Origin of the sequence: Myxococcus sp. AM011 (assembly GCF_013372595.1) — a bacterium.
Taxonomy (GTDB): Bacteria; Myxococcota; Myxococcia; order Myxococcales; family Myxococcaceae; genus Myxococcus; species Myxococcus eversor.
The window spans coordinates 47,861-64,156 of sequence record NZ_JABXEM010000023.1; the positions used below are offsets into that span (position 1 = coordinate 47,861).

The 16,296-nt window shown below is 63.5% G+C and carries 10 protein-coding genes and 1 pseudogene; 6 read left to right on the forward strand and 5 right to left on the reverse strand.

Annotated elements, in window-relative coordinates; all coding sequences use genetic code 11:
• The first annotated feature begins 36 nt into the window (after positions 1-36).
• The 6 genes from HUW62_RS07200 (at position 37) to HUW62_RS07225 (ending at position 13,547) form a co-directional block, all read left to right on the forward strand.
• Positions 37-768: a class I SAM-dependent methyltransferase gene (locus HUW62_RS07200; RefSeq protein ID WP_163868941.1), complete on the forward strand. Its 732-nt coding sequence runs from the start codon at positions 37-39 to the stop codon at positions 766-768.
• A 752-nt stretch (positions 769-1,520) separates the two neighbouring features.
• Complete coding sequence (locus HUW62_RS07205; RefSeq protein ID WP_163868939.1) at positions 1,521-1,910, forward strand: SMI1/KNR4 family protein; 390 nt, start codon at positions 1,521-1,523, stop codon at positions 1,908-1,910.
• Between the two features lie 1,059 nt (positions 1,911-2,969).
• The gene (locus HUW62_RS07210) at positions 2,970-3,422 is read left to right on the forward strand and encodes a hypothetical protein (protein WP_176433979.1); all 453 of its coding nucleotides are present in this window, start codon (positions 2,970-2,972) and stop codon (positions 3,420-3,422) included.
• Positions 3,423-3,875: 453 nt separating this feature from the next.
• Positions 3,876-5,324 carry a putative metal-binding motif-containing protein gene (locus tag HUW62_RS48055; RefSeq protein ID WP_255203292.1) on the forward strand — a complete coding sequence of 483 codons (1,449 nt, stop codon included), beginning with the start codon at positions 3,876-3,878 and terminating at the stop codon, positions 5,322-5,324.
• 241 nt (positions 5,325-5,565) lie between these two features.
• A complete protein-coding gene (locus tag HUW62_RS07220; RefSeq protein ID WP_176433980.1) occupies positions 5,566-12,387 on the forward strand; it encodes an RHS repeat-associated core domain-containing protein in 6,822 nt (2,273 codons plus the stop codon).
• Positions 12,388-13,103: 716 nt separating this feature from the next.
• The gene (locus tag HUW62_RS07225) at positions 13,104-13,547 is read left to right on the forward strand and encodes a hypothetical protein (RefSeq protein ID WP_176433981.1); all 444 of its coding nucleotides are present in this window, start codon (positions 13,104-13,106) and stop codon (positions 13,545-13,547) included.
• Positions 13,548-13,612: 65 nt separating this feature from the next.
• Here the strand turns inward: HUW62_RS07225 and mscL are convergent, their stop codons facing one another.
• The 5 genes and pseudogenes from mscL to HUW62_RS49895 all read right to left on the reverse strand — a co-directional run.
• Positions 13,613-14,020, reverse strand: coding sequence for a large conductance mechanosensitive channel protein MscL (gene mscL / locus HUW62_RS07230; protein WP_217911175.1), 408 nt, complete (start codon positions 14,018-14,020; stop codon positions 13,613-13,615).
• A gap of 128 nt (positions 14,021-14,148) precedes the next feature.
• Positions 14,149-15,216, reverse strand: a complete 1,068-nt coding sequence (locus HUW62_RS07235; RefSeq protein ID WP_176433982.1) for a radical SAM protein — start codon at positions 15,214-15,216, stop codon at positions 14,149-14,151.
• Positions 15,213-15,452, reverse strand: coding sequence for an anti-sigma factor (locus HUW62_RS07240; RefSeq protein ID WP_141640579.1), 240 nt, complete (start codon positions 15,450-15,452; stop codon positions 15,213-15,215). The genes HUW62_RS07235 and HUW62_RS07240 overlap by 4 nt, the downstream gene beginning before the upstream one ends.
• A gap of 69 nt (positions 15,453-15,521) precedes the next feature.
• Entirely contained in the window at positions 15,522-16,136 is a 615-nt protein-coding gene (locus HUW62_RS07245; RefSeq protein ID WP_163868935.1) for an RNA polymerase sigma factor, read from the reverse strand.
• Positions 16,137-16,171: 35 nt separating this feature from the next.
• Positions 16,172-16,296, reverse strand: a pseudogene (locus tag HUW62_RS49895) (3-methyladenine DNA glycosylase); the annotation flags it as partial.

Consider the following 16,296-nt stretch of genomic DNA (forward strand, 5'->3'; position numbering starts at 1 on the left):
ATCGCCCGCCTTCAGCGGGTCCATCGAGGACACGTCATGGCCCATGAACACCCGACACACTCCGCCCACCACATCGTGCCGGGCTTCGGCGCCGACCGCGCCGCCCACTATGACGCCCAGGCCGCCATCAACCTCGCCGGCGCCCCGGCCGTGTATGAGCTCGGCGTCAGCGCGCTGACAGCCCAGCTCGACGGCCGGGAGGCCGCCTCCATCCTCTTCGTGGGCATGGGCACGGGCGCGGAGCTGCTGCCCTATTTGCGCTTCGATGTTCCCGGCTGGCGCTTCACGGGCGTGGACCCGTCCGAGGCCATGCTCGATGTTGCCCGGAAGCGACTGGAGACCGAGGGCCTGCTTTCTCGGACGCACCTGCACGTGGGCGAGCTGAAGACCCTGCCTCCCGGGCCACCCTTCGACGGCGCTCAGATGATGGGCGTGCTGCACCATGTAGAGGGCGAGGAAGCCCGCCTCGAGCTGCTGCGAGAGGCGACGCGGCGACTCAAGCCCGGAGCGCCCTTCGTCGTGGGTTGCCGTGTCGGCAATGACCCCGAGCTGATGGACGTGGAATTCCGACGGCTGCGGGCCCATGGAGTCCCGGCCGAGGCACTGGAGCATCGGCGCAAGCGAATGGCGGAGATTCGCCCCATCGGGTCCGACGCAGCCATGTTCGCGCTGCTCGCACAGGCCTCACTGGTGACGCCGCGCCCCCTCTTCGTCTCATTGCAGTTCAAGGTCTTCCTCGCCCGCTTCGAGCCTGGAGCAAACCGCTGAAGCCCCATCGATGGCGGCCGTGCGTGAAGCGCAGGCGTGCGCCGCAAGCCACGCCTGCCGCCGCCTCGGTGTCGACCTCCACGTAGGGGGGGCCAAGGTCGAAGAACGTCCCTGCCCTGGACTCACGTGGGCGTATGCTGGTCACGGGTTCGGGAGGAGTTCCTTGCACCCCACCAGCACCCTCGAAAAAGACGCCGTGAGGCGGCCCATGCTGTTCCGCTGGAGGAATCACCTACCCGAAGACACGCTCCGCCACTGGGCCATGAGCCACGGAATAGACACGACATGACCGAAAAGAACTTGAGAGAGTACCGAGCAATCATCCAGATCGGGGGCAACGCTCAGACTGAGCCTGGTCTGCGAGTCACCGTGATGGCAACCGACGTTGAAGAGGCCTACATGCTTCTTGCGGAGAAGCATGGCAAGGGCACCGTCTTCGACCTGCACAATGAAGAGGATGCGAACACGATTCGATAACCATGCCGGATGAAAGATCGGCTCCGGGGTAGATGAGGATGGGCTCGCGGTCTTCCAGGTCGCGGGGCCTCCTCGGTGAGCAGGGGGCAGGTGCGCGTCGCAAGTCGCGCCCGCGGCCCCATCGATGTCGGCCTCCGCGCATGCGGGTGGTGTCAGAAAGTCCCTGCCCTGGACTCACGTGGGCGTATGCTGGTCACAGGGGCTACAGGTCAGTCTTCGGGAGGAGTTCCTTGCAGTCCACCAGCGCCATAGAAACAGATGCGGTGAAGCGGCCCATGCTGTTCTGCTGGAGGAGTCCCCTACCCGAAGACACGCTCCGCCGCTGGGCGATGGGACACGGAAGTGTCCCCACGGACCTGCTACGATTCTGGTCGTCGACGGGAGGCGGAGAGGCGTTTGAGACGGAGACGTTTCTTTCCCCCGCTGGAGATCCAACAACCGGGGACGACATCGACGGCATCACCTCCAGTTATCGGAGGGCCGGACTTCCGCCCGACTGGGTCGTCTTCCATGTCGGCCTCGGCCTCTCCGCTTTTCACCCGATTGATGGGCGCTTTGCCTGGTTCGACAAGCATCCGGGAGAGCCGACGCAGGTCTTCGACTCGTTTGATGGCTGGTATCGAGGCACGCTGCGTCACGAGTACGCGGACCGATACGGTCTCTGAGCATCCCGCATGCAAGCACTCGAAAAGCAAAGGGCCCCATCAACTCAACGCGAGCGAGCGAGTGCGCCGCTCTCTTCTTCAAGTAGCATCTGGTGCAGCCATGGCATTCATTCGCGGAAACAGGTGCGGCATCTGCGAGGAACCCATCAATGAGACACCTGGCGCCTCACTGCCCCACTTCGTGAGGAATCGACAAGACCCACTCTTCGCGCTTTCCGGTCGCTCCTTTCACATGGAGTGCTTCGAGGCTCATCCCTTGACGACCCTGGCACTCACGCTCAGCAATGAAAGACTCCGGCGAGTCAAGCGTGCCAAGGGCATCTGCACGACCTGTGGAGAAGAGATTCATGAGAACTGGTGCAACACGGAACTGCTCACGAGCGACTCCACATCTCCGTTGTACGAGTTCAACTTCCTCCACTTCCATTCGACCCACCTGGCAGCCTGGCCACGCTTCGAGCAACTCCGCACGTTGATGGAGGAACTCGAACACGCGGGGAGATACGAAGGCCCTCCCATCTGCGCCAAGGAGTCCTCGCTTCAATCCCCTCGCAGATGAATCCCACACGAGCCGACGACCCTGGCGCCTCTTCGAGGAAAGAGCTGAGTCTTCGTCAACGGGCTCATGATCGAATGAACGGGCGTCCCTCAAGTTGTGGCATGGCCGCTTTTCAGGAATCCTCTTCCGCCATGGCACACTTCTTTTCGGGACACAGCAGGTGTCTCATCTGTGAGCGCATCATCGAGTCTACCGAGGACTTGAGAATGTTCCCGGCCTTCCTTCCGCGCGGGCACTCCCCGTGGTCCTATTCCGATGGATGCTTCCACCTGACGTGCTTCGATGGGTGGGAGTGGCGCGCGACATTCCTGCAGCTCTACAGCGAGGCTCAGCGGATTGATGCATCAATCCCGAAGGGCCTGACCTTGGAGGAGAATGAAGCGTGGCACTTGCGTCAGACCCTGGAATGGCACCAGAAAATCCTGCACGAGGACAAGCTACGGTCCAGTTCGTCACGCTGAGTCCCTCCAATCCAACCCGACGCCAGCCGACAAGGCCCCATGGCCCAAGAGACCCAAGATTCCATTCAGGGGTTTGAGTACGACTGGCTGGCCTGCGACCAGGACGGATTCGTAGGTTTCTTCAGCACCGCGGGCGGTGGTTATGCGCCAGACGAGTTCCTCCAAGATGTCGACGCACACGACCAGGCGATTTCCGCCATCCGGTCCATGGCGCCAGGCACGGAGTCGATACCCGAACCTGGACAGCCCTCCGAACCGGGGGACCCCTGGCAACAGATGGCGGCGAGGGGGCTCTATGCCTTCGACTCCTCGTTCCACGGGGGCCCCTATCAGCGCACCGCCGCACCAACAGTCCCCGTGCGACTCAGCGACCTCCCCGAGGCGGTAGCACGCGTCGTGGGGCAGCTCATCTACAGAAGCCTCCGCTTCTCGGAGCTCAAGTCCATCAGCGAGGACCAGCTACGGGCCCGGCCCGGGCAGCCGCTCCCTTGACTGCCCGCTGGTATCGCATCGACCGTCATGAGCAATTCGCGCCCAGAGGGACCACGCTGATCTCAGCGTAGGTCTTTGCCCACCCAGCGCCGGCTGGATGCACGTCCCGCCCCGTGGACGGACTGCTCGCCCGCGACGTGGACACGCGCCTCCAGGAGCTCGCGGCGCGTCCATTGCAGAACACGTGGACACCGCGAGCGCATCTGGCGACCGCTGAGTCCTCCACCGGCGGGAGCCGGGCGGGTTCGGCCTACAGCCAGACGTCTCGCGAGACGACTTCCTCGCCAGCTCTGAAAGCTCACCATGCCTCGAACCTCCTGTGCCGACACGCGGCAGTGGCACCGCCATGCCCGTCGGTTCGCACTCCTCGCCATCACCATGGCTCTCCCGACGCTGGCAGCGCAGCCGGTAGCCACATCGCTATCACTGGATGCGGGAACGAGCGTGGCCCCCATGGGCTGCAACGGCTGCGAACCGCCGCCGGATGTCTGCGAGCCCGAACGTTGTGATGGGCTCGACAACGATTGTGACGACCTCATCGACGAGGGAGTCACCCTCACCCTCTATCGAGATGCGGATGGAGACCATAAAGGCGCCGGCCCTGGACGACAAGGCTGCCTGGCCCAAGGGTGGGTCACCAACAACAGTGATTGTGACGACAACAATGCCTCCCTATGGCAATGGGTGAGGTACTACCGCGACGCGGACGGCGACGGCTTCGGAGCCCCGGGCAACTGGAAGGATGCGTGTGGAAAGCCTGCCGGCTACGTCACGGATGCCACCGACTGTAACGATGGCTCGACATCCATCAAACCCGGAGCCTTCAAGTCCTGCGGGATTGGAGCATGCACCAACAGCATCCCGGCATGCGTCAACGGTGCCGAGTCAGCTTGCATCCCCAAGCCCGCGACCACGGAAGTGTGCGACCAGGTCGACAACAACTGCAATGGACTGGTGGATGACCTGCCGCCGGTCTCCTGTGGTGTGGGCCTCTGCCAGCGAACCGTGGCGGCCTGCGCCAACCACTGCGAGTGGGAAGAGCCCCGCGATGGGAAACCACCCGTTGAGGTGTGCACCTGGGGGGCGAATATCTGCAAGCCGGGCACGCCTCGAGCCGAAGTCTGCAACGGAGCGGACGACAACTGTAATGGAACAACCGACGAAGGCGTCCTGCTGACGCTCTATCGCGACGGAGACGGTGATGGGCATGGAGCGGGGGCCCCGATTGGAACCAGTTGCAGCCTGCCTGCCGGCACGGCATCCAGCAGCCTAGATTGCAACGATACCAACGCAGCGGTGCGCCCAGGTGCCCTGAAGCACTGTGGTGTGGGAGCCTGCGCGGCCAGCATCCAGTCATGTGTCAACGGCACCGAGCAGACCTGTACACCGCGTCCTCCCGAGGCGGAGTCCTGCGACCAGGTCGACAACGACTGCAACGGGCAGGTGGACGACGTTCCGCCCAAGACGTGTGGCGTCGGTGCCTGCATTCGCAGCGTTCCCGCATGCGCAATGGGTTGCTGGGAGGAAGAGACCGAGGACGGAAAGCCTCCAAGGCAGGTCTGCGAATGGGGGGACCATGGTGTCTGCGTTCCAGGTCAACCTCGTGCGGAGGTCTGTGCCAACGGCCTCGACGAAGATTGCAATGGCTTGCCTGATGACGCCAGCGACACCTCCACCTGGGTCCAGTTCTTCGCGGACCAGGACCATGATGGCCATGGCGCCAACTGGGAGCCCCAGAGCGCCTGTCGACAGCCCGCGAATACATCCCGGACTCCGGGAGACTGTGACGACAACCGGGCTGACATAAGCCCAGGAGCAGTCGAGGTCTGCGACGGTATCGACAACAACTGCTCGGGAGCACCGGATGAGTCCGGTGTCTGCGAACAGTCCCGCTGCCAGTAGCCGCTTTTCTTTCGACCCCGCCATGGCTGGCACCGGGAGATGACGTCCTGGCGTCCAGGCGCGGCCACAGCCACATCTTCATGAACGGCGACTCGACATGAGCCCAGACTCAAGACCTCCATCTTCAATCTTTCGCTTCCTGACTGCACACCTCACCTTGCTCTTTTATGGAGCGCAGCTCATCAGTTGCATGCCAGGAGCATCCCCGTCCTCTGAAGCGGAGGACACAGCACGCATCCAGATGGATAAGGCCCTTGGGGCGCAGCAAGGCATTCCCTTTGAACTGCGCTCGGACACGATTCTCGACACGGGTCCGGCCAACGAACAGGTCCCCGGGATAACCCCCTTCACGGCGGATGTGACCACGAGCGGCTCCGCGGTCGTTTCACTTCCCCTCTGGGTTCCACCGGGGCGCGCGGGCATTCAACCTTCTCTCTCCGTTGTCTACGGCAGCCAGGGAAGCGATGGGCCGCTTGGGCCCGGGTTCAACCTCGCAGGGCTGTCGCAGATCACCCTGTGCCCCAACTCCTTCGCAAGGGATGGCAAGCTCCAAGCCATCGACTTCTTCCCAGGCGCCGGCCTGGACGATATCGACGAATACAGTCCCGCGTATTGTTTGGATGGCACTCGGCTCGTCGCCACGGGCTATCCCTCATTCAAGACGGAGCAAGATACCTATTCATCCATCCGTGAGCTTGACAGGCACGGCATGGCGCCAGCGACGTTCGAGGTGCGCGGGCGTGATGGACTCATCCGGACCTACGGGCGCACTTCGACAGGGCATGGAGGTCATCGCGACGACGCCCTCATCCAGGGGAGGTACGAGCGGCTCGACCAGGGCCCTGGAGGGAGCATTCAAGTCGGCTGGACTGCCGCGGTGACCATCGCCTGGGCACTCGCCGCCATCGAGGACCGCTTCGGCAACCGAATGGACGTGTTCTACGAGCAGGCTCCCCTTGGTGCCGCCTCGGGCGCCTGGCATCGCCCCATGCGCATCACCTACACGCAGTTCCGGGACGCGTCTGGCACCATTGAACCGGGGCAGCGAGAGGTCAGCTTCCACTACGAATCCCGGCCTGATGTCTTCACTGGCTATCTGGCGGGCGTCAAGGTCGGCCGCGACTTTCGACTCTCTCGAATCGACATGAAGGCCCCTGGTCTCGCAGCGGGCGCCAGCAACCTGTCCACCGTGCTGCTGCGCTCGTACAAGCTGAAATACCTGTTGAGCTCCATCAGCAAGCGAAGCCTCCTGACGGAATTCCAAGAGTGCGACAGTAAAGACATCTGCAAGACGCCCGTGCGCTTCGACTGGGAACAAGGTTCCTGGGATTTCCAATACTCGCCAGCTCAGAACGTCAGCGATGCCGCCGCGGGCGCGGGCCTGAATGCCTTTGGCCTGGGCGCTGGACGCCAGGGTCTCGCGTACTTCGTCCGGTCCGACAAGAAGAGCGAGGACGACGGCGTCTGGACTGATGACGTTTCCGGGGTGACCACAGACTTCAAGGTGCAACTCTGGCAGGACACAATGCGGCTGTTGCAGTTTCCGGACGCGGAGTCGCCATCGCTCGTGGCCTCGGATGTCACGGGTGGCTCAATCTGGTTTCCCTACTTCAATATCGAAGGAACCAGTTGGCTCGAGGACGTCTGGGACTTCGTCTTCGGAGACAACGATCCAGGCGACTTCTGCGGGGAGCGCCATGAGCGCAACCTGTACCCTGTCGTGACGGATTGGGACGGCGCTGGTCGCTCCACCGTCACGCCGCTTTCCTGCGACTGGGACAAATCCGATTCCGGTGGGCACCCTGTCCCCAGGTATGGCTATGCCCGTGCCGGTGACCCCAAGCAGCAAGTCAGTGGCTCGGAGCCGAACTCCCAGTACTGGCTCGACGTCGATGGAGATGGCCGCAACGAGCGCGTGTGGATGGGGCAACACGAAATCGACTTGACGGGAGACTCCGACAACATTGTTCCAGCCAAGCGCAGTGTGGCTGTCACGGAGACTGCCCGGGGAAGGAAGACCGCGAAATCTCCAGTCGGATACTTCCAACAGTCCAGCACCGGCGTGCGCGCCATCGACCTTGATGGAAGCGGAAAGATGAGCCTGTTGGGTAGAGGCCCTGTGAGCAGCACGTTCCTCGATGCACTTGTCTATCGAGAGAACGCAGCGAGCACGCCAGATTTCGCTGCACTGAAGCCAATCAAGACCACCGTACGAATTGCTCCAGAGGTGCCATCTGGATCGGGAGTGATCTTCGATTCGTTCCACCTCGTGGACGTCAATGGGGATGGTTTGCAGGACGCCGTGACCCTGCACCAGAGGGGCCCTCTGACTGAACCCTTGAAACTCCGAGTGCAGCTCAACACGGGCGCGGGTTTCACGGAGATTCATGAGACCAGTGTGAACGGCGACTTCGCAAGCCGGCTTCATTTCGCCAAGACGGAACACGGCGACTTCGATGGCGACGGACGGATCGACTTCGCGATTTTCAGGCCGGGCAGCCCGGTTCGGCTTTTGCTCGCGGGTGCACAAGGAGAGTTCAGCCGATATGAGGACCTTTCTCTTCCCAGCGGGGACAACAAGGAGTGGTCCCAGGTCATCGACGTCAACAACGATGGCATCCTGGACTTCACCTACCGCTCAGGAAACGAGTTGCGCATCGCGCGTCGCCTGAAGCCGGTGGACGAACTCAAGCGGGTGCACGGCAACATCCAGCGAGCCAACCACCAAGGCTACTCCGGCCTGAACTACTCGTTCGAGTACGCACCGCTCTCCCAGAACAATCCGCACGGTGCCGTCGCACCGAGCGAGCCTTTCTATACCAAGAGCTACACGGCGGCGCCGACGATGCCGCCATGGCTGCGACTGCCGCCCGAAACGATGCGGGTCGTGTCGCGCATGTCCATCAACTCCAATGACCAGCGAGTGCAGAGCTGGCGCCATCTCTATCGAGATGGGCTCTCTGATACGCGAGGACTGGGCTGGTTGGGTTTCGGGCAGCGCATCGTCATCGACGAGGTGACGGGGACTCGCACCACCACCACCTACGACAACAGAACGACGGTCGAGGTCGCGAACCGCCAGGCGATGGCGCCCCTGGCACACCTGCCCAGGGAGGAGACCGTCGAAGTACCGACGGATGCGAACACCCGCCTCCAGACGCAGCGCCAGTGGTTCTATACCCGCACGCCCGCGGCCTATGCTTCGACGTACCAGCAGTACCCCAGCCGCATCGTCGAGACGGTTCGCGAAATCAGGAACGGCTCCTCGACGGTCGTCTCCGAGTCGGAGACGCTCACCTCGCTGGATGTATACGGCACCCCACTCGCTCAGACCGTGCTCATCCACGGGGCGAACACGACCGAGCAGGTGAAGACGCTCACCGTGCCGGACTTCAACACCAGCACCTGGCTACCCCAAGGCACCTGGACCGTCAGCACGTCCTGGATGTCCTGCCCCAGGGCCCCTGCGGTCGGCTGCTCGGGACAACCCGACGCCGCCAACGTTCGCACGCAGCAGGTGACCTACGATTCGCACGGGCAGGTCGAGCGCGCGGAGAATGAGCCGTCGCTCATTGGCGAGGCCGTGACTCCCACCACCTCGGAGACGTACCTCAAGACGATCTTCACCCGAAACCTCAAGGGCCTCGTCGAGCGGGTGTCTCAGCAAGGCAGTGGTGTCACGCGTTCCGAGTCAGTGGAGTACGACGGCCTCGACCAGACGCAACTCTCCACCACCACGGATGCCGAAGGCGCCACCTGGCGGTATCTCTTCCATCCGGGCCTGGGGGTCCTCGCTCAGACGGCCGACCCCAATGGCGTCCACGTGCGCTTCCAATACGACGGGTTCGGTCGCCAGCGCATTGTCACGCCAATGTACCGCGGCCCCTCCGAGGCACCCGCGAACAAGTCCATCGTCGAGACGCACTACGAATGGAGCGGCACCCTGCCGCAGCACCGAACCCAGGTGGCCACGAGCGCCGCCATGAAGGATGAGTCCCTCACCCGCTTCGACGCGATGGGGCGTCCGGTGGTGAATCAGTCCGCGCGCTTCGACGGACAAATGGTGAGCTCCACCGCCTCCTATGACGCCCTCGGGCGCTTGGTGAAGCGGGAGATGCCCCGGACCGGCAGCGAGCAGTCCACGTGGGAAGGCTACGAGTACGACGCGCTCAATCGCGTCACCGCTCGCCGCTTCGGCGATGGCACCACCGGCCTCTCCGGCAAGCTGCTCGAGAGCTTCAGCTACTCCTCGCCTGCGCCCTACTCCTCGCAGGCGATGGCCACGGATGCACTCGGACAGGTGAAGAAGACGCTCGTCGACTTCCGTGGGCTCATGACACAGGCCACCGAGGCCGTGGGAACCTCCAAGGAAGCGACCATGACGTACTCCTACGGCCCGTTCGGCCGCCTGGACTTCATGGACGACCCGGCTGGCAACCGGAACTCCCTTTTCTACGACGCCAAGGGACGCCTGGAGCACACCGTCGACCCCAACGCGGGAACCCGATTCTTCCTCTACAACGCCTTCGGCGAACTCAAGAGCGAGTCCGACGCCTCCGCCGGCGCGGCCGGGCGCATCACCACCGAATACCAGCGAGACCTCCTCGGCCGCGTCCTCTCCTCCGCCAACCAGAAGGAGAATCTGGATTACGTGTACGACGACGGGCCGGGCGCCATGCGCCGCCTGACGCGCGCGACCCGGACCCCAGTCGGCAACCCCGGTGGGGTCGTCATCACGGACTACATCTTTGATGCCTTCGGGCGCGAGACGGACGTCGCGCAGCGCGTTGACGGCGAGGCGCTCGTGATGAGCCGTCAGTATGACGACTACGGCCGCACGAGCCGCCTCACCTATCCGGTGGCGCTCAATGGAGTGCCCTTCTCGATCAACCGCTCGTATTCGGACCGAGGAGACCTCTCGAGCATCTACCGGAGCAACTCCATCACCAATTATTGGCGGGCCTACGAGCAGGACAGCATGGGCCGGCTGAAGACAGCCCATTATGGCAACGGTGTCGCACGCCTCTTCCGCTATGACACCCAAGGCCGCCTGCGCTTCACCGAGGCCACGCAAGGAGGCACCAGCGTCCAGCGACTCGCCTACGAGCACACCGAGAACAACAATCTCTCGGCTCGTCATGACCTCGAGCTCGGCGTTACCCAGAAGTATACCTACGACGCGCTCGATCGCCTCGAGAGATGGAAGGTGCAGCAGAACTGCCAAAACCTCGACGTCCAGTTCCAGTACGACAAGCTCGGCAACATGCTCAGCCGCGCTCCCGTCGCCGGCTCGGAGCCCTCCACCACGCTCGACTACACGTCAGGCACCACAGGTGGCCCTCACGCTGTCAAACAAGCCCAGTTCGGCGCCGAGTCCTTCACCTACGAGTACGACCACCGTGGCAACCAGATTGCCTCGCGCGATGCCCAGGGAGCCCTGGTTCGCGCGGTGCAGTACACCTCCTTCAACCTCCCCGAGAGCGTCACCTCGTCGAGTGGCACCGTCCTCTTCGACTACGACGCCTCCGGCACCCGCGTCCGCAAGCGTTCCGCAGACGGTCTCGATGAGACCGTCTATCTCGGGGGCCTCTACCAGCGTCGCAAGCAGGGACTGACCACCACCCACATCCTCAGCATCCCCAGTCCCGAGGGCGTCATCGCCGAGGTCTCCTGGGACGAAGGCTCCTCCACGGAGTCCACGCGCTACTTCCTCAATGACCCACAGGGCAGCCCCGACACCGTCACCGACGCTTCAGGCACCGTGCTGGAGCGCATCAAGTACGAGCCCTTCGGCGCCAGGAGGCAGTCGAGCAACCTGGCTCAAGCATTCACCTCGGGCCACTTTGGGGCGCGAAGGGGGTTCACGGGGCATGAGCACGACGACGAACTGAGCCTCATCAACATGCGGGGGCGTGTCTATGACCCACGACTGATGAAATTCCTCAGCGTGGACCCGGTCATCGCCGAGCCGGGTTCGGCGCAGGCACACAATGCCTACGCCTACGTGCTGAACAATCCCACGCGCTACACAGACCCGAGTGGCTTCACACCTCATGGTGGAACACTGGTGAGCAGATGGGACGGCGGCTGGACGGGGGCTCCTCAACTCAACCAGAGCATGATGGAGCGGACCTTCTATGCTGCGGAGCCGCCCCTGTATCTGCCCCGCATCGACCTCAGGGTCCCCAGCGTCGAGACCCTCGACGATGCCAAGGCCCAGCCCGATGCCCGCCACACGAACGACATCGGGCAGAGTTCCGGTTCCTCCAAGTCAGCCCTGACGTCACTGCTGACCAAGGCTTCTGCGAGCTTTAACGAAGGCGCGGAGATGGTCCCCTGTGGACCACACCTGGGATGCCGCGCGAGCAAAGCCTTCGTTGGTTCGCAACTCGACAGCATGTTGAATGCGTCGGCGGCGTATGACAGGTACGCCCCTGTCAGCAAACTCGCCGCAGCCAGCTTCGCTATCAACGAGTTCGTTCCATTCGTGTCAGCGGGTGAGAGCTATCTCGAAACAAAGTCAGCCTGCGGCAACGGGGAAACCGGCCGCTGCGTCGTCGGCGCAGGGAAGACAGCCTTCTACACACTCGCCTCTGGCGCCAGCATCTTTTCCGCCCTCGAATCGGGAGGTAGCTTTGCATCCGCGCTCAGAACCCCCGTCAAGAGTGCTCGCGGCGCGCTGGACAAGATGGCTCGAGCCATCACGACTCAAGCCCCCCCGCCCCATGGGTCTTTCTCCATGACCACGAATGCAGCAGGTGGAGAGGTCTGGACCTCCAACGGGAAGATCATCCAGTTTGACTTCGCTCACCTTGTGGAAAGCGCCCGCCAGCGGGGCGATGTACACATTCTCTCGGGGGCTCACGGCTCACGCGGGGGCCAGATCACTCCGGCGCCAAATTTCCTCAGGGAGGACATGCTTCGATGGAGAGCTGCCCCCAACGTGAGAATCCATGATGTCAGCAGGCTGGAGGCCGACCAGATTAGGAGCATCCTGCGAGGTAAGGGAACCATCGTCGAAGGCCTCTGCTATAGTGATGTCTGCCTCGCACCCTTCAGATAGACACGACATGACCGAAAAGAACTTGAAAGAGTACCGAGCAATCATCCAAATCGGGGGCCACGCTCAGACTGAGCCTGGTTTCCGGGTAACCGTGATGGCAACCGACGGCGAAGAGGCCTACATGATTCTTGAAGAGAAGCATGGCAAGGGCACCGTCTTCGACCTGCACAATGAAGAGGAGGCGAACACGATTCGATAATCATGCCGGCTGAAAGATTGTCTCCGGGGTAGGTGAGGATGGGCTCGCGGTCTTCCAGGCTGCGGGGCCCCCTCCTCTGCGGGGAGGGCACGGGCCATGGTTCCAGATCAGGCCTGTGCCCTCCCCAAAATCAGGAGCAGCGAGGGACTGCTACGGGTCCGGCCCAGACAGCCGCTCGCTTGACTGAAGCAACTTCCGGACGACACCTTGCGGGATTCGAAGAGTTCGCGCCGAGCAGCAACTCAGCATGGCCCACGCTCTGGGAGAATCCATGAGGACTCCTGAATTTGGTCGCTTTGGCCGCGCGCGCGTTTGGCTCGGGGTCACCTCCGCGACGCCAATTGACGCAGCAGGCGTTGCCAGCCGAGTGTTATCAGCAGGGTCGACAGCGCCGTTGCTTCACGCTGTCGGTATCGAAGGACGACGCGCTGGGGGCGATACTTGAGCAACTCCTGCTGCGCTGATAGGGGTTGAGCGCAACCGAGAAATAGCCCGACAGGTGCATCCAGGCTTCACCATGAACACTCCCAAGAGCCCCTGGCGACGACTCAAAGCGGAACTGGCCAGGGAGAACCTCATCCCCTCTTCTGTCCGAGACGAGTTCACGGCTCTGAAACAGGAGTCCTTCGACTTCTTGATGAACATTATCGAGCGGCGCGACGGCACTTCTCGACAACTCAGGAACGCACTCTTGATGGCCTCGAAGATGCGGGGCTGGGGAAGAGCGCGTTTTACACTCACGCTACCCGGTCTCTGCGAGCACGAAGACATCAAGGTGCGGACCACTGCACTCCGCATCCTTGTCTTGTGGCTCAAGCAGGCAAGAGCCTCCCCAGCAGAACGAATCGAAGGCTACGATGAACGCTCCTTCGACGAGCCCATCAACAAGGCTCTTGCGCTCGGGGTTGACGAAGGCACTGCGTATCTCGCGCGCAAGTATCTGGACCCTCCAGCGGAGTAGCGCCTTCACCGCATCGGAGAGATTCCCGCCGTGCCTTCGTCCGGTGTGAAGCGTCTGCAATCACTTCACACCGTCACCAGCACCGAAGTGCACGCCTTGCACCGCCGGGCCTCCACCGGAATCGTCTCACGGCACTCCGGGCACACCTTCGTCGTGGCCGGCGCGGGCTCACCCTTCTTCCCGTGCTTCGCCCACACCTGCCCCACCTTCGCCACCACGATGAACAGCACCGACGCGATGATGAGGAAATCCAGCACCGCGCCCAGCAGGTGCCCCCACCGCAGGTTCAGCGGCGTCGCCGTCGCGTTGCGCCAGTCACCTCCCGGCAGCACCGCGCCGACCACGGGCATCACCAGGTCCGCCACCACCGCCGTCACGATTGCGGAGAAAGCGTTCCCCAGCACCACCGCCACCGCCAGGTCCACGACATTGCCCTTCAGGGCGAACTGCTTGAACTCCGAGAGCAGGGACATGGGTGCACCCCTCCGTCACCGGATGGCCTGCTCCCCGTATGCCTTGGCACCAGCCGGAGGGCCCCGGAAACGGACGGCACCCTAACCGCCCCACCCCGCACCCTCGGCTCGCCCGGCAGGGCACACTGTCACGTGGTGGGCGAAGGCACGGGCACCGGCATCACCGTGCCCCCGTACTGCGTCGCAGCCAACGTGCCGCACGCCGCCCCAATCTCCTTGCCCCCTGAATACCGCCGCGCCACCGGCGCCTTCAGGACCTGCAAGTGGTCGCGGAACGCGCTCAGCTCCTCCGCCGACGGCGGCAGGTACTTCCCCGTCGGGTCCGTCACGTCGATGAGGTCCACCTTGATGGGAATCCCCTCGAAGGCCACCTTCAGCGCCTCCGCGTCCTCCCGCTCCAGGTTGAAACCCGATATCGCCACATAGGCAATCATCGCCCGCTCGCGCCGCACCTGGCTGTACTCGCGAATCGCCTCAATCAACTCCGGCAACGGATGCGTCTTCTCAATCGGAAGCACCTTCATCCGCTTCTCCGGAATGGCGCTCGTCACCGAGAAGGCCAGCCGGTACGGATGCCCCTCCTTCGTGTAGCGCCGAATCGCCGGCACATGCCCCGCCGTGGAGAAGGTGATGGACTGCCCCGAAATCGAGAAGCCCGCCGGATTCGAGAGGATGCCCGCGGCCCTCAACGTCTCCTTGTAGTTGAGCAGCGGCTCCCCCATCCCCATGAACACCACACCCCGCACCGGCCGGTCCGCCTCCGCCCGTACCTGAAGCACCTGGTCCAGAATCTCCCAAGTCTGGAGGTTCCGTTTGAAACCCAACTTCCCCGTCATGCAGAAGTCGCACGCCAGCGCGCAGCCCACCTGGCTGGACACGCAGACGACGTACTTCTCGGCGAAGATGGGAATCCGGACGGCTTCAATCCGCCCACCCAGGGGCGAGTCGAAGAGGTACTTCACGAAGCCGTCGTCCGCCCGACGCCGCTCCACCACCTGGAGGCTGGGCATCTCGGCGTGGGCCTTCAGGTAGTCCGACACCCGCCGGGGCACCTGAGGCGAGCGCGCGACCTCCTCCACCGAGCCGAGCCCGTGGGCGAAGACGGCGGCGAACACCTTGCGGACCGCGGTGGGGGACGGGGAGAAGGGCGCGAGCGCCTCGGCCAGCTCCGGCAGCGACAGTTGCTTCAGGTTCACGAGGCGGACTTGATTTTGGTGCGAAGGAACTCCGTCAGCTTGGAGCTGACCTCCTTCGGCATCCTCGCCGCCAGCGCGCGCTTGCACAGACTGGGCGTCGCCCGGTACGTGTTCAAGAACTCCTCACAGGGCGAGCACCCCGACAGGTGCTCCTGGAGGTGGCGCGACTCCTCGGGCGACATCTCGCCCTCGAGGTATTCCAGCAGGAGGTTGATTGAGTCTTTACAGGTGTACATCCGAACCTCGGCTGGCTGCGGCACGCCCTCGTCCTCGCTTCGGAAGATGCGGAGCCCCCCAGTTGCGTTTCACGGCCCGCGATTGTCCCGGTTGTAGAAGGCGTCAATGGCCTCCCGAAGCGCGAGACGAGCCCGGTGCAGGCGGCTCTTGATGGCGGGAATGGAATCCCCCGTCACCTCTGCAATCTGTTCGTAACTGAGGCCATCCACGTCTTTCAAGAGGAAGACCTCACGATACCCCTCGGGCAGCCGATCCGCCGATTGTCGGATGGCCTGCCCCAGCTCGGCGTCCAGGGCCTTCTCCTCGGCGTCCCGGCTCCAATCCGACACCGGGTAGTCCGCCAGCGTACCCCGGGGGGTGAACTCCGGCCCCTGGAGCTCCACCTCGGCGGCCTGCGTCACCCGCCGGTGGCGCAAGCGCATGAGCGCATGGTTGGCCGCTATCCGGTGCACCCAGGAGCCGAAGGCCGCATCCCCGCGGAAATCCTTGAGATGTTGGTAGGCCGACAGGAAGGTGTCCTGGGTGATTTCGGCGGCGTCCGCCTCGGAGCGGGTCATCCGCAGGGCGAGACCGTACACCTTGTCCTGGTGCGACTCCACCAGGGCCTCGAAGGCGGACATGTCCCCATCCTGCGCGCGGGCGAGGAGCTGGCGATCATCTTCCGTGGCGACCTCGTCGGACATGGCGGGGCGCACCCAACCAGCCGGAAGCGCCTTCGTCAAGGCCGGTTGCGAGCTCTCGTCGAAGGCCGCTTGCTGACGTGTTGACTGTCCCGGACCCAGAGCCGGAAGGGCTCGTGCGCCCACGCCCCCGCGTAGTCCACGCCGATGCGAGGCCCCCGCT

Coding starts and splice junctions, on each gene's coding strand:
- HUW62_RS07200 (WP_163868941.1), top strand. CDS start 37: ATGGCCCATGAACACCCGACACACTCCGCCCACCACATCGTGCCGGGC.
- HUW62_RS07205 (WP_163868939.1), top strand. CDS start 1,521: ATGCTGTTCTGCTGGAGGAGTCCCCTACCCGAAGACACGCTCCGCCGC.
- HUW62_RS07210 (WP_176433979.1), top strand. CDS start 2,970: ATGGCCCAAGAGACCCAAGATTCCATTCAGGGGTTTGAGTACGACTGG.
- HUW62_RS48055 (WP_255203292.1), top strand. CDS start 3,876: ATGGGCTGCAACGGCTGCGAACCGCCGCCGGATGTCTGCGAGCCCGAA.
- HUW62_RS07220 (WP_176433980.1), top strand. CDS start 5,566: ATGGATAAGGCCCTTGGGGCGCAGCAAGGCATTCCCTTTGAACTGCGC.
- HUW62_RS07225 (WP_176433981.1), top strand. CDS start 13,104: ATGAACACTCCCAAGAGCCCCTGGCGACGACTCAAAGCGGAACTGGCC.
- mscL (WP_217911175.1), bottom strand. CDS start 14,020: ATGTCCCTGCTCTCGGAGTTCAAGCAGTTCGCCCTGAAGGGCAATGTC.
- HUW62_RS07240 (WP_141640579.1), bottom strand. CDS start 15,452: ATGTACACCTGTAAAGACTCAATCAACCTCCTGCTGGAATACCTCGAG.
- HUW62_RS07245 (WP_163868935.1), bottom strand. CDS start 16,136: ATGTCCGACGAGGTCGCCACGGAAGATGATCGCCAGCTCCTCGCCCGC.